Genomic DNA, 14,049 nt, shown 5'->3' with positions numbered 1-14,049 from the left:
GGAGAGTTGCGATGTCGGCACGGATGGCGGTTACCGGTTCGATGATGTTCCTGGTTTGCCTCCTGGACAATCCGGCGAAGCTTTCGCTGCTGCCGGCGGCAGCGCAGGCTGCGGGGGCAAAACGCGTGGTCTGCTCCAGCGCCGACTACCGCTATTCCTATTGCGGGGTCGATACGCGCCGCGGCGTGCAGTTGACCTCCAGGCTGTCGAAGGCGCGTTGCGTATACGGTAGAAGCTGGGGCTATGACGGCGGCGGCATCTGGGTCGACAATGGTTGCTCGGCCGAATTCGCAGTCGCCGGCCCCAACCGCAATCCCTCTGCTGGCGACGTCGCCGCAGCCATTATCGTCGGCGGCGTGGTAGGCGCCATTCTCGACAACGGCAATTCGCATCGCCATCATTCCGATAATTACTATCCGAAGCCCCGCCCGCGCCGTTACGACCAATGGATCGATCCGACGCCGCAATTCGACAATCAGGGCAACCCCAACTTCGATACCCACGGCAACTACCAGGGACCGCATGGGCTGGGCAAGCTTGTCACCCCTGACGACAATCCTGACCTGAATCCGGCCCTGCGCAGCGACGGCGACGACAGCGACGACGACAGTTAGATGAAGCTTAGGTCAGGTTTCGGTCAGATGCCGCCGTACCAGTCGTAGCCATTGTCCTCCCAATAGCCGCCTCTGCCGCCGCCGATGTTGGCGAAGCCGTCGACCAGCTCGATCTTGTAGAGGTATTTCGGCATCTTGTAGCCGAGCTGGCGCTCGACGCGCACGCGCAGCGGCGCGCCGTTCTCGACCGGCAATGGCTTGCCGTTGAGGCCATAGGCAAGGATCGTCTGCGGATGGCGAGCATCGATCAGGTCGATCGAGCCGTAATATTTGATATCGCCGGCCAGGCTGCGGTCGATCGTATCGAGGCAGTGGAACATGACGTAGCGCGCCTGCGGCTTGACCACTGCCTGGTCGAGCACCAGCGACAGCGGCGTGCCGGTCCATTTGGCAATGCAGCTCCAGCCTTCGACGCAGTCGTGACGGGTGATCTGGGTGCGGCTCGGCATGTTCATCAGCTGCTCGCGGCTCAGCGACAGCGGTTTTTCGACCAGGCCTGAAACCTCCAGCCGCCAGTCGGCGAAATCGCTGGCGAGCAGGCCCTTGTAGAAATCGTCGTCCGGTGCGGTGACACCGTTCGGCCGCTGCGGCTGGCGAATGTCGGCCTCGGTGAACTCCGGCGCCAGCGCATCAGCGCCGGCAAGCAGTCGCTGCGCCCGCCAGGTCAGGCCATTGGCGCTTTCGAGGAAGCTGCGCAGGCTGTCGCCGACGCCAAGCTGGCTGTCGAAGGCGTCGCAGCCCGACAGCATGATGCCGGAAAGGCCGAGGCTGGCCGAGGTCAGGAACTTTCTTCGGCTTATCTGTAGCTTGGGGCTGATCTCGAATTTCGCCATGTCAGGCACTCCTCTCTGGCGCTTTGTCGCCATGCGCCGGCGGGTCGGTTCGGTACCACCCGGTGATGATGGAGCGCAGCTCGTTGATCGGGCCGGCGGCCAGGATCATCAGGATGTGGATAATGAAGAAGGCGACGAGCAGCAGCATCACCGTGAAATGAATGGTGCGTGCCGTCTGTCGGCCGCCGAGCAGATCATTCAGGAACGGCAGCACCGAATCCATGCTCGGCGACATGGCAAGGCCGGTGATGATCATCAGCGGCAGCAGCACGAACAGCACGCCGCCATAGGCCATCTTCTGCAGCGTGTTGTAGTCGCGCGTGTGATGGAACCTGAGCTTGGCGTGCTCGACAATGTCTCGCGGCAGGCGCCTGAAATCATCGAGGCGCGGGGCAAGATCGCGGCGCAAATGGCCGTTGATCAGGCTGGCGACCAGCCAGACCAGCAGCGTGGTGGTCAGCACCCAGGCGAAGAAGAAATGAACAACGCGCGCGGTGCCGAGATCGTAATAGGAAGGGATCGTCGCCCAGGACGGGAAGGCACGGGAGGTCTCCTGGCCGGCCGGACCCGACCAGCCGAGCACGCCAGTGGTATCGAAGCGCTTGCCGAAGATTTCGGTATAGCCGCGCGGGCCAGTCGCCGTATTCTCGGCGCCAATGGCGAAGACGGTGTTGTTGTAGCCAAAACCCGACTCCTTGCCGATATAGAGCTGCGGGCGGGCGTTGAAGATCTGCAGGCCGGAAAGCAGCATGAAGAACAGCGCGATCGCCCACAGCCAATGCGTCAGCCGCGTCCAGCGCGACTGCCGATAGATCAGCGTCGCATCCGTCGAAGCAGCGCTATCTGCCCCGGTGCTGGCTTCGCCTCTGGCAACTGATTCCATATTTTCCGTGCCTCCCTGCCAAGCGGTTCCGCGGCCTCGTCAGATCTCTTCTCCTCCCAATACGTCGCCAGCCTAAGCGATGTTTCACCCGATCACGGATTTATTACGGACTGCCGAGGCTGACGGCGAGGTTGACCGCGGCTGCCACGATGACCGTGTTGAAGAAGAACGACAGGATCGAATGCACAAGCACGACACGGCGCATTTGCGAGGTCGTGATGTTGGTGTCGGCGGTTTGGGCCGTCATGCCGATCACCGTAGCGAAATAGAGGAAATCCGAGCCTTCCGGCCGCTTGCCGCCCGGGAAGTCAAGGCCGCCGACCGGAATTTTCTTTTTTGTGTCGCCATCCATCGCATCGCCATCCAACCAGTAGATATGCGCGTAGTGAAGTGCCGCCATCGCATGGATGGTCAACCAGCCAAGCGGGATAGACAGCAGCGCCACCATAAGCTCGATGGTGTCCGCGCTCTTCTCCCTGTTGATCAATTGAAACAACGACATGATGGCAATAGCGACGACAATCAGCGTGACCGCGAAGATGGCCAGTACCGGCAGGTCCGTGTCGCCTGCATTCTTGCGCAGATAGCTGCCGGTAAGCCGCGGCATATGGGCGATGACAAGGACGAGATAGGCGGCAAAGAACACATTGGCGCCGATCGAATAGGCAAGCGGCGCACGCCAGACCAGCGCGGCGCCAAAGGCTGCCGCGCCGATGCAGGCCGACACCGCGAACGGCGTGTGGCGTCGCATGGGCATCTTGGTCGGGGTACCGGTCGCCATGGTCTCAGTCCGCTGACGCGGATTTCAGCGCTCCCCGTAGGATGCGGTCAAGCTCGCCCAGGAACCGCGAGCGATCCTGCGGCGCGAAGCTCGAATTGTAGCCCTTGCTTTCGCCCGTCTCGCGCAGATGCTGCTTGAGATCGCGCATTGCCACCGCCATGCCGATCGTTTCGGGCGTAAACGGGCGTCCGGTCGGACCAAGTACGTGGGCGCCAAGCGCCACCGCGCGCGCGGCAAGCGGGATATCGGCGGTCACCACAATGTCGTTGGACCGGGCATTTTCGACGATCCAGTCGTCGGCGGCATCGGCGCCCTTGGAGACGACGACATTGCGGATCATCGGATCGCGCGACGGACGCAAGCCGCCATTGGAGACGAAGGTGACGACGATGCCGTGCCGCTCGGCGACTTTTTCGACCTCGGCCTTCACCGGGCAAGCGTCGGCATCGACGAGAATAGCAGGTGCGGGCATCGTTGTTCCAAATGTGAAAGAGCCGGGCGGCGTCGCCCGGCTCGATCGATGATAGTCGAGCGGCTACTAGGCCGGCAACGCGCCGGATCTCTTGGCCGTCCAGGTGGCGATATAGTCCATCAGTCCTGGATTGAGGCAATCATAAGGTTCGAGCCCGATCGACTTCAGCTGTGACCTTATGCCGTCCATGCGGCTCGGATCGACACCGGATTCGATGATCGAGGAGACAAAGGCGGTGAAGCCCGGCGGCGACCAGCCGTCTTCCTGGAAGCGTTCCGGATGAATGAAGGACAGCCCCTTGAAAGCGTGGTCGCGCTCGACCGGGCCGTGCATGTGGACGCCGCAGCCGGTGCAGGCATGGCGCAGGATCAGCGCGCCCGGATCGACGATCTTCAGCTTGTCGCCGTTTTCGGTCACCGTCACGTCGTTTGTACCGGCAACCGCCACGACCGAGAACAGTGCGCCTTCCGGCTTCCAGCATTTGGTGCAGCCGCAGGCATGGTTATGGGCGATCTGGCCCTTGACCTTCACCTTGACCGGGTTGCTGGTGCAGGCGCAGACCAGCGTGCCGCCGGCAAAGTCGGCCTTTTGCCTGGGCAGTCCATTGTCGATTTTAGGATGCAGTTTTTCCGGCATTTTTGTCTCCTCCCTTGGTTCTATGCTGGTTCCGTTTCGATTACCGCTTCATTCTCCATACGGTGTTCTTGCTTGACGCGCTCTACCACCTTGAGCGCCTTGCTCAGATATGTATCGCGCACGAGAAACGATATTTCTTCTCTGCCGCGGTCGATCTCATCGAGGTCGATGCGAACGCGGTTGTTATTCCTAAGCGCTACCCAAAGATGTTCGCCGAATTGCCAGCTCTGCATACTGAGCGACTCGCTGAAATTCGGATATCGGATCCGAACCCGGATCAGTACCTCCTTCAATAGACTACCACGCTCCTGATCGACTTGCCTTCATGCATCAGGTCAAAGCCCTTGTTGATGTCCTCGAGCTTCAGCGTGTGGGTGATCATCGGATCGATCTCGATCTTGCCGGCCATGTACCAGTCGACGATCTTCGGCACGTCGGTGCGGCCGCGCGCGCCGCCGAAGGCGGTGCCCATCCAGGTGCGGCCGGTGACCAGCTGGAACGGCCGCGTCGAGATCTCCTGGCCGGCGCCGGCAACGCCGATGATGACCGACTTGCCCCAGCCGCGATGCGACGCTTCTAGCGCCTGCCGCATGACTTTGGTGTTGCCGGTGCAGTCGAAGGTGTAGTCGGCGCCGCCGATCTGGTCGGCGCCGCGCTTGGTCATGTTGACGAGATAAGCCACGACATCGCCGTCGATCTCCTTCGGATTGACGAAATGCGTCATGCCGAATTTCTCGCCCCATTCCTTCTTGTCGTTGTTCAGGTCGACGCCGATGATCATGTCGGCGCCGGCAAGGCGCAGGCCCTGGATGACGTTGAGGCCGATGCCGCCGAGGCCGAAGACGACCGCCGTCGCGCCTTGCTCGACCTTGGCCGTGTTGATCACAGCACCAATGCCGGTGGTGACGCCGCAGCCGATGTAGCAGATCTTGTCGAACGGGGCGTCGGCATTGACCTTGGCCACCGCGATCTCGGGCAGCACGGTGAAGTTGGAGAAGGTCGAGCAGCCCATGTAGTGGAACAGCCTGTCCTTGCCGATCGAGAAGCGCGAGGTGCCGTCCGGCATCAAGCCCTGTCCCTGCGTGGCGCGGATGGCGGTGCACAGATTGGTCTTGCGCGACAGGCAGGACGGGCACTGCCGGCATTCCGGCGTGTAGAGCGGGATGACATGGTCGCCCTTCCTGACCGAGGTGACGCCCTTGCCGATGTCGACGACGATGCCGGCGCCCTCATGGCCAAGGATCGCCGGAAACAGGCCTTCCGGGTCGGCGCCCGACAGCGTGAACTCGTCGGTGTGGCAGATGCCGGTTGCCTTGATCTCGACCAGCACCTCGCCATCACGCGGACCTTCGAGGTCGACCTCCATGATCTCCAGCGGCTTTCCGGCGGCGACGGCGACAGCGGCGCGCGTTTTCATCAGGCAATCCTCCCAAGGCAGTCTGCAATCCAGGTTAGATTTAACTTACCATTCAGCTCTGCGCTATGCATGAAGCGACGTTCTGACCCCGGATTTTCGTCAGCGCCCGCCGATTTGCATGCGGGATAGGCTCCGACTTTGCCTTGACCGGCCCCCTGAAGCCCATAAAACGGGAAGCCCGTAAAAGAAGGGCAGCCGAGGGACGAGGCCTACATGTTCACAAAGATCCTGGTCGCCAACCGTGGCGAGATCGCCTGCCGCGTGATCAAGACGGCGCGCAAGATGGGCATCGCCACCGTCGCGGTCTATTCCGACGCCGACCGCGACGCCGTGCATGTCGAAATGGCCGACGAGGCGGTGCATATCGGGCCTTCGCCGGCTGCGCAAAGTTATCTGGTCGCGGAAAAGATCATCGCCGCCTGCAAGGCCACAGGAGCAGAGGCCGTGCATCCCGGCTACGGTTTCCTGTCCGAGCGGGCATCCTTCTGCGAAGCGCTGGAGCAGCAAGGCATCGTCTTCATCGGCCCGAAGCCCAAGGCCATCAAGGCGATGGGCGACAAGATCGAATCGAAGAAGTTCGCCAACGCGGCCAAGGTGTCGACGGTGCCCGGCTGGCTCGGCGTCGTCGAAAGCGCCGCCCATGCCGAAAGAATAGCCGGCGAAATCGGCTATCCCGTGATGATCAAGGCTTCGGCCGGCGGCGGCGGCAAGGGCATGCGCATCGCCTGGAGCAAGGCAGAGGTGCGCGACGGCTTCGACCGGGCGCGGTCGGAGGCCAAAAGCTCGTTCGGCGATGACCGCGTCTTCATCGAAAAATTCATCGTCGATCCGCGCCATATCGAAATCCAGGTGCTCGCCGACGCGCATGGCAACACGCTCTATCTCGGCGAGCGCGAATGCTCGATCCAGCGCCGCAACCAGAAGGTCGTGGAGGAGGCGCCGTCGCCGTTCCTCGACGCCAAGACCCGCAAAGCCATGGGCGAGCAGTCGGTGGCGCTGGCCAAGGCCGTCGACTACCAGAGCGCCGGCACCGTCGAGTTCATCGTCGACAGCGACAAGAACTTCTATTTCTTGGAAATGAACACGCGGCTGCAGGTCGAGCATCCGGTGACGGAACTCGTCACCGGCATCGACCTGGTCGAGCAGATGATCCGCGTGGCGGCCGGCGAAAAGCTCGCCATCAAGCAGAGCGACGTCAAGCTGAACGGCTCGGCGGTGGAAAGCCGCCTCTATGCCGAAGACCCCTATCGCAACTTTCTGCCGTCGATCGGCAGGCTGACGAAATACCGGCCGCCGGAAGAGGGAAAATTCGGCGAAATCGTCATCCGCAACGATACCGGCGTTACCGAAGGCTCGGAAATCTCGATGTTCTACGACCCGATGGTCGCCAAGCTGTGCACCTGGGCGCCGACACGGCTGGCGGCTATCGATGCAATGTCGGAAGCGCTGGACAGTTTCGTCGTCGACGGCATCGAGCACAACATACCGTTCTTGGCGGCGCTGATGCAGCATCCGCGCTGGCGGGAAGGGCGGCTATCGACGGCGTTCATCGCCGAGGAATATCCCGACGGCTTCGCGCCGATCGTGCCAGACGCCGAGGAGAAAGGGGTGCTGGCCGCGATCGCAACCGCGGTCGAACTGCTGCGCCGCGACCGGCTCGACCGGCTGGGCGGGCGGCTGGCGCCGCATTCGGGCGCCTTGAAACGCGATTGGGTGGTGAAGATCGGCCGGGATTATCTTTCGGTTGCCATCGTCGAAGGCATGATTTCCATTCCGATGGAGCTCGACCTCACAATCGACGGCGGCAAACCGCTGACGGTGACCTCCGACTGGCGGCCGGGCGATCTCATCTGGCGCGGCGCGGTCGGCGGCCGCAAGGTTGCGGCGCAGGTCAGGCCGGTGCTGAACGGGTTCCGCATCGCCTGGAAAGGCATGTCGGTGACAGTCCGCGCCATGCTGCCGCGCACCGCCGAGCTCGAAAGGCTGATGCCGGAAAAAGTGGCGCCGGATACCTCGAAGATGCTGCTTTGCCCGATGCCCGGCCTCGTCGTCTCGATCGCCGTTGCCGAGGGGCAGGAGGTCAAGGCCGGCGAGACGCTGGCCGTGGTCGAGGCGATGAAGATGGAAAACGTGCTGCGCGCCGAGCGCGATCTCATCGTCTCGAAGCTCAACGCCAAGCCCGGCGACAGCCTTGCCGTCGACGCGGTGATCATGGAATTCGCGTGAGGCTGAAACCCGCCCTCGACGCCCGTCAGAAGTTGGCAGGACAGAGGGGGCGCGAAGGAACGCGACTTTGCAATTGGTTGAGCATGCTCGCTTGAGGAGGGACAAGGCGAGGCCGTGAGGAATTCGCAATTTTTTGCCGTCACAACGTATTTTGTTCTTGCTTTGTGCCGGCAGCTATGCTATTAATTTCGGCATGGTGCTAATTGGCTCCAGCGACCCGCCCGCAGTGGCGGGTTTTTATTTGCAGCCTGACGTCGGCGGGACAACGCCCTCTCTGTCCTGCCGGACATCTGCCCACGAGGGGGAGATTGGCAGCTTCGGCGGTTGCTCTAAACTTCCAAAGCTCCAATCGCTTCCGCTGGACTCGTGTTACCCGGTGCCGGACAATACATCTTCATCGACTGAGTCCTTGTGAGGCGGCGCGAAAAAACCATGGCGGATGAGAGACTTCCACGCGATCCCTTGCTGCGCGAGGCCTATGCAAAGGCGTCGCGGGCGGAGGCGGCGGCGCGTCGGTTCATTCATCTGCGCGTGCATTCGGCCTATTCGCTGCTCGAAGGTGCCTTGCAGCTCGGCAAGATCGTCGGCCATGCGGTGCAGGACGAATGCCCGGCAATCGCGGTGACCGACACCAACAATCTGTTCGGCGCGCTGGAATTCGCCCAGAAGGCGGTAAAGGACGGCATCCAGCCGATCATCGGCTGCCAGATCGACCTCGCCTTTTCCGGCGAGGCGAGCGACAGCCAGCGCGACCGAAGGCGGCAAGGACCGGAGATGCGGCCGGTCGTCCTGATCGCCGCAACCGAGGCCGGCTACGGCAATCTGGTCAGGCTGGTCAGCCGCGTCTACCTCGAGACACCGCCCGGCGAAGCGGTGCATCTGGCGAGCGAGATGCTGCAGGGCCACACCGACGGATTGATCTGCCTTACGGGCGGGCCGCGCGGTCCGATCGGCACTGCCTTGAAACAGGATCGCCGCGAACTCGCCGAGACCCGGCTGTCGGCGCTCAAGGGCCTGTTCGGCGACCGGCTCTATGTCGAGCTTGAGCGGGTCTCCGGTTACGACCGCGCCATCGAGCAGTCGTCGGTCGACCTCGCCTACCGCCACGATCTGCCGCTGGTTGCCACCAACGAGGCGTTTTTCTTCTCTCGTGAAGACTATGAGGCGCATGACGCCCTGATCGCCATCGCCGAAGGTTCCGTGGTTGCGGCCGACAATCGCCGCCGCCTTTCGCCCGACCACTTCCTGAGAAGCCAGGCCGATATGGCGAGGCTGTTCGCCGACCTGCCGGAAGCAATCGACAACACCGTCGAGATCGCGCTGCGCTGCTCGTATTACCCGAAGACCCGCAATCCGATTCTGCCGCGCTTTGCCGGCCGCGATGTCGCCGACGCCGATGCTGCGGTCAAGGCGGAGGCGCAGGAGCTTGCCAGGCAGGCACATGAAGGGCTGGAGGCGCGGCTGGCGGCGCACGGGCCGACGCCCGGCTATACCGTCGAGCAATATCGCGAAAGGCTGGATTTCGAGCTCGGCGTCATCGAGAAGATGAAATATCCGGGCTATTTCCTGATCGTTGCCGACTTCATCAAATGGGCCAAGGCACAAGGGATTCCGGTCGGCCCGGGCCGCGGTTCGGGCGCCGGCTCGCTGGTCGCCTATGCCACGACCATCACCGACATCGACCCACTGCGTTTTTCGCTGCTGTTCGAGCGCTTCCTCAATCCCGACCGCGTGTCGATGCCCGACTTCGACATCGACTTCTGCCAGGACCGGCGCGAGGAAGTCATCCGCTACGTCCAACAGAAATACGGCCGCGACCAGGTTGGCCAGATCATCACCTTCGGCACGCTGCAGGCGCGCGCGGTGCTGCGCGACGTCGGCCGCGTGCTGCAGATGCCTTACGGGCAGGTCGACAAGCTGAGCAAGATGGTGCCGTCGAACCCGGCCAATCCGGTCAAGCTCGCCGACGCCATCGCCAACGAGCCGCGCTTTGCCGAAGAGGCGGAGCGTGAGCCGATCGTGCAGACGCTGCTCGATACGGCGCAGAAGCTGGAAGGTCTTTATCGGCACGCCTCGACGCACGCCGCCGGCATCGTCATCGGCGACCGGCCGCTGTCGGAGCTGGTGCCGATGTACCGCGATCCGCGCTCGGACATGCCGGTCACGCAGTTCAACATGAAATATGTCGAGCAGGCGGGGCTGGTGAAATTCGACTTCCTTGGCCTGAAGACGCTGACGGTGCTGGACAGGGCCGTCAAGCTGATCCGCCGCCGCGGCATCGAGATCGATCTTGCCCACATTCCGCTCGACGACCCCGAAACCTACGCCATGCTGTCGCGCGGCGAGGTGGTCGGCGTGTTCCAGGTGGAAAGTGCCGGCATGCGCAAGGCGCTGATCGGCATGCGGCCCGACTGTATCGAGGACATTATCGCGCTGGTCGCGCTCTACCGGCCGGGGCCGATGGAGAACATACCGACCTACAACGCCAGAAAGCACGGCGAGGAGGAGATGGCGTCGATCCACCCGAAGATCGACCATCTCGTCAAGGAGACGCAAGGCGTCATCGTCTACCAGGAACAGGTGATGCAGATCGCGCAGGAGCTCTCCGGCTATTCGCTGGGCGAAGCCGATCTGCTGCGCCGCGCCATGGGCAAGAAGATCCGTGCCGAGATGGACAAGCAGCGCGAGCGCTTTGTTTCGGGCGCGGTCGAGCGCGGCGTCGGCAAGCCGCAAGCCGACTTCATCTTCGACCTGCTGGCAAAGTTTGCCGACTACGGTTTCAACAAATCGCATGCCGCCGCCTATGCCGTCGTCTCCTACCAGACCGCCTATCTGAAGGCGCATTACCCCGTCGAATTCCTGGCGGCATCGATGACGCTCGACATGGGCAATACGGACAAGCTCGCCGATTTCCGCCAGGATGCGCTGCGCCTCGGCATCGAGGTGGTGGCGCCGTCGGTCATGACGTCGTTCCGGGATTTCGAGGTCGGCGAGAACCGCATCTTCTATTCGCTGGCCGCGCTCAAGGGCGTCGGCGATGCGGCGGTCGAGCACATCGTCGCCACGCGCGGCGAAAAACCCTTCAAGAGCCTCGCCGATTTCTGTGAAAGGGTCGATCCGAAGATCGTCGGCAAGCGCGTCTTCGAAAGCCTGATCATGGCCGGCGCGCTCGACTGCTTCGGTCATGACCGCGCGGCGATGATGGCCGGCGTCGAGCGGATGATGGGGCTGGCGTCGCTGGCGCAGCAGAATGCCGTCACCGGCCAGCATGACATCTTTGGCGCCTCGCTCGGCGCACAGTCGCAGGCGCTCAACTTGCCGGCGACCGATCCCTGGCTCGCCGCCGACCGCCTGCACCGTGAATTCCAGGTGGTCGGGTTCTATCTCTCGGCGCATCCGCTCGACGAATACAAGGCGGCGCTGCAGAAAATGCGGGTGCAGACCTGGGGCGAGTTTTCGGCCGCCGTCAAACGCGGTGCTGCCGCCGGCCGGCTCGCCGGCACGGTGACCACCAAGCAGGAGCGCAAGACGCGCACCGGCAACAAGATGGGCGTCGTGCAGTTCTCCGACACGTCCGGCCAGTATGAAGCGGTGCTGTTTTCCGAGGGGCTGGCGCAATACCGCGACTTGCTCGAACCCGGCCGCTCGGTGGTGATCACCGTTTCGGCCGAGGACAGGCCTGAAGGCGTCAATCTGCGCATCCAGACCGTGCAGTCGTTGGAGGAAGAGGCAAGCCGTATCCAGAAAGCGTTGCGCATCTTCGTCAGAAATGACGCACCGGCATCGACAATCCAATCGCAGCTTGGCCAGCGTGGCGACAGTCAGGTGAGCATCATCGTCATCAAGGAAGGCGGCGAGGGCGAGGTCGAGATCGAGTTGCCCAACCGCTACCGCGTATCGCCGCAGATCGCGTCGGCGATGCGGGCGGTGCCGGGCGTGGTCGAGGTGGAACTGGTCTAAGAGTTAGCGCACGCTTATGAAGCGGCGATCTCCGCCGGTTGCGGTGCTCTCCGCTGCAGGTTGAGCAGATTTCCCATGAGGATCAGCAGGGCGCCACCGGCGGTGAAGGCGTCGATCTGCTCGTGATAGAGCAGCCATCCGATCACCGCCGACAGCGGCACGCGCAAAAAGTCCATTGGCGAGATGACCGTCGCATCGGCATAGACAAGTGCGCGGGCCATGCAGAAATGCGACGACATGCCGGTGAAGGCGATGAGCAGGATCCACGGCCAGAGCTCAAGCGGCGGGTTGCGCCATTCGTAAAGCGCCGGGACGAGGCCAAGCAGCGACTGGATGATCAGCATCCAGAAGATGATGCGCACGACGCTGTCCGTCCGCGTCAGCGACTTGACGAGGACCACCGAGACGCCGAAGCAGACCGCGGCTCCCAGCACGATGACATGTCCCGGATTGACCGCGCCGACGCCCGGACGCACGATGATCACAACGCCGATCAGCCCGAGCACGATCGCCGCCAGCCGTGGCCGGGACAGCCTCTCGCCGAGGAAAGCGACGGCCAGCAAAGCGGTCCAGATCGGCGTCGTGAATTCAATCGAGATCAGTACCGCAAGCGGGATCAGCGTCAGGGCGTAGAGCCAGGCAGCCTGGCCGGTATAGTGGACGACGTTGCGGGCGATATGAGCCAGCGGGCGTCCGGTGCGCATCGCCGCAAAACCGCCTGACATCATGACCAGCGGCAACAGGATGAAAAAGCCGATCACCGAGCGCAGCTCGAGCACCTGGAAGACGTTTAGTTCGGCCGTCGTGGCACGGCCGGCCACCGACATCGCTAGGAACGAGGCGATCGACAGCGCCATCCAGAACGCGGCCTTGGGGATCGAGGGTGCGGGTGCCATGCGGCTATGTCGCAAGCCGGAGCGCTCATCGCAACCGCTAGCCGACGCATTCGACTGGGCCAGCCGTGCAGCGTTGCAAACAGTGATGTTGAAGCCGGAACCCGCCGCTGAGGGAAGCGTTGGTCCCTCAGTGTTTGCGTGCTGTGTTTTGGATACCAACGAGGAGCGGTCCGATGAAATCACTTGCACGATTTGTACTTGCCGGCTGCCTGACGGCCGGGGCCGGGGCAGCGCATGCCGACGATCCGGATTTTCTTCGCTCATTCCAGGGGAATTTCGCCGGCAAAGGCATCGTCAAGGTGACCACCGATGCGCCGACGGTGAATGTCTCCTGTTATTTCAATTCCGACGCAACGTCGAGCTCGCTATCGCTCGACGGCAGCTGCCGCGGTCTTATCGTGGTAACGCGCGCCATCAGCGCCGATCTCAAATCGAGCGGGACGAAATACACCGGCACCTATGTCGGATCGCGCACCGGGCCGGCGCAATTGAGCGGCAGCCGCTCCGGCAACGCAATCAATCTCGGCATCCGTTGGGCCAAGGAGGTCAATGGCGATCGCAAGGCGCAAATGACGGTCGAGAAGAACGGCGAGAATGGCATGCGGCTGATCGTCGTCGATACCGATCCGAAAACCGGGAAGAGTGTGGTGACCACCCGGATCGATCTGCAGCGCACGTGATCTTCTTGTTTGATCATGATCTTTTTGAAAACCGATTTCCACTTTTCGCGTACGCGGACCTTCGGTTCGGGATCATGGTCTGGTTGTGAAAATATGACGCTTAGTACCGACGCAAAGACGGCTCGGGGTGGGCAGCAGTCAGTCCCGGCACAGCGATCTTGACGGGTTGGAAGCCGATCGGCAGCCAAGATTTCATCGTTCGTTTCGTTGGACCATCATAAACATTCGGGATCGGCCGAAACTTCCCCAACTTCGTCATCGTAGGGCGAAGCAGGAGCGAAGCGCCGTCGCGGAGACCCTGGGATCCATGCCGTTACCACGCGGCAGTGCGCCTGCGGACCAGTACCGAACTACCACCCCGTTCCGCGAAAAAGCTCGAACCACTCTGGATTGGTCTTCTCGATCAGCTCGATCTTCCACTGCCGCGGCCAGCGCTTCAGCGAGTTCTCGCGCTGAATGGCGTCACGAATGTCGAAATGTTCCTCGTACCAGACGGCGATTATATATTTGACAAACCCGACTTCCCCTAAAGGTCTCGCGATGCTACCTATCCGCGAGGTGTTTGGGGGAAACATGATCCGCATAGCAATCGTTGTAGCCATTGCCGCTAGCGCAACCGCATGCACTAGTCAGGCGAATGTTCCTTATTCG

The 14,049-nt window shown here is 62.4% G+C and carries 13 protein-coding genes; 4 read left to right on the top strand and 9 right to left on the bottom strand.

Annotation, left to right across the window (positions count from 1 at the left end; all coding sequences use genetic code 11):
• Nucleotides 1–11: 11 nt before the first annotated feature.
• Nucleotides 12–614 (top strand): DUF3011 domain-containing protein, encoded by a 603-nt coding sequence (locus tag NKI08_RS01160; protein ID WP_352766749.1) that lies wholly within the window; start codon nt 12–14, stop codon nt 612–614.
• Nucleotides 615–637: 23 nt separating this feature from the next.
• Here the strand turns inward: NKI08_RS01160 and NKI08_RS01155 are convergent, their stop codons facing one another.
• The 7 genes from NKI08_RS01155 to NKI08_RS01125 all read right to left on the bottom strand — a co-directional run bounded on the left by NKI08_RS01155 (nt 638) and on the right by NKI08_RS01125 (nt 5,636).
• A complete protein-coding gene (locus NKI08_RS01155) occupies nt 638–1,447 on the bottom strand; it encodes a molybdopterin-binding protein (RefSeq protein ID WP_352614056.1) in 810 nt (269 codons plus the stop codon).
• 1 nt (nt 1,448) lies between these two features.
• Nucleotides 1,449–2,330: a cytochrome b/b6 domain-containing protein gene (locus tag NKI08_RS01150; RefSeq protein ID WP_352766747.1), complete on the bottom strand. Its 882-nt coding sequence runs from the start codon at nt 2,328–2,330 to the stop codon at nt 1,449–1,451.
• Between the two features lie 103 nt (nt 2,331–2,433).
• Nucleotides 2,434–3,111, bottom strand: coding sequence for a DUF1345 domain-containing protein (locus NKI08_RS01145; protein ID WP_352766745.1), 678 nt, complete (start codon nt 3,109–3,111; stop codon nt 2,434–2,436).
• Between the two features lie 4 nt (nt 3,112–3,115).
• Nucleotides 3,116–3,583 carry a YaiI/YqxD family protein gene (locus NKI08_RS01140; RefSeq protein ID WP_352766743.1) on the bottom strand — a complete coding sequence of 156 codons (468 nt, stop codon included), beginning with the start codon at nt 3,581–3,583 and terminating at the stop codon, nt 3,116–3,118.
• Between the two features lie 66 nt (nt 3,584–3,649).
• Nucleotides 3,650–4,219: an S-(hydroxymethyl)glutathione synthase gene (gfa, locus tag NKI08_RS01135; RefSeq protein ID WP_352766741.1), complete on the bottom strand. Its 570-nt coding sequence runs from the start codon at nt 4,217–4,219 to the stop codon at nt 3,650–3,652.
• Between the two features lie 20 nt (nt 4,220–4,239).
• Complete coding sequence (locus NKI08_RS01130) at nt 4,240–4,512, bottom strand: hypothetical protein (protein ID WP_352451332.1); 273 nt, start codon at nt 4,510–4,512, stop codon at nt 4,240–4,242.
• The gene (locus NKI08_RS01125; RefSeq protein ID WP_352766740.1) at nt 4,509–5,636 is read right to left on the bottom strand and encodes an S-(hydroxymethyl)glutathione dehydrogenase/class III alcohol dehydrogenase; all 1,128 of its coding nucleotides are present in this window, start codon (nt 5,634–5,636) and stop codon (nt 4,509–4,511) included. The genes NKI08_RS01130 and NKI08_RS01125 overlap by 4 nt, the downstream gene beginning before the upstream one ends.
• A gap of 213 nt (nt 5,637–5,849) precedes the next feature.
• On the opposite strand from NKI08_RS01125, the gene NKI08_RS01120 reads away from it, so the two are divergent.
• Together NKI08_RS01120 and dnaE are read left to right on the top strand one after the other, a co-directional pair.
• Nucleotides 5,850–7,862, top strand: coding sequence for an acetyl-CoA carboxylase biotin carboxylase subunit (locus tag NKI08_RS01120; protein WP_352766738.1), 2,013 nt, complete (start codon nt 5,850–5,852; stop codon nt 7,860–7,862).
• A gap of 432 nt (nt 7,863–8,294) precedes the next feature.
• Nucleotides 8,295–11,822: a DNA polymerase III subunit alpha gene (gene dnaE / locus NKI08_RS01115; RefSeq protein ID WP_352766736.1), complete on the top strand. Its 3,528-nt coding sequence runs from the start codon at nt 8,295–8,297 to the stop codon at nt 11,820–11,822.
• 14 nt (nt 11,823–11,836) lie between these two features.
• Here dnaE and NKI08_RS01110 read toward each other — a convergent pair whose 3' ends face one another.
• Nucleotides 11,837–12,718 carry a DMT family transporter gene (locus NKI08_RS01110; protein WP_352471788.1) on the bottom strand — a complete coding sequence of 294 codons (882 nt, stop codon included), beginning with the start codon at nt 12,716–12,718 and terminating at the stop codon, nt 11,837–11,839.
• Between the two features lie 173 nt (nt 12,719–12,891).
• On the opposite strand from NKI08_RS01110, the gene NKI08_RS01105 reads away from it, so the two are divergent.
• Nucleotides 12,892–13,398, top strand: a complete 507-nt coding sequence (locus NKI08_RS01105) for a hypothetical protein (RefSeq protein WP_352766733.1) — start codon at nt 12,892–12,894, stop codon at nt 13,396–13,398.
• Between the two features lie 350 nt (nt 13,399–13,748).
• Here NKI08_RS01105 and NKI08_RS01100 read toward each other — a convergent pair whose 3' ends face one another.
• Complete coding sequence (locus NKI08_RS01100) at nt 13,749–14,000, bottom strand: GIY-YIG nuclease family protein (RefSeq protein WP_352503869.1); 252 nt, start codon at nt 13,998–14,000, stop codon at nt 13,749–13,751.
• Nucleotides 14,001–14,049 lie beyond the last annotated feature (49 nt).

The sequence above is a fragment of the Mesorhizobium sp. M0768 genome (assembly GCF_040320195.1).
In the GTDB taxonomy this organism is placed as follows: Bacteria; Pseudomonadota; Alphaproteobacteria; order Rhizobiales; family Rhizobiaceae; genus Mesorhizobium.
This window is presented reverse-complemented; position numbering and strand designations above follow the sequence as displayed.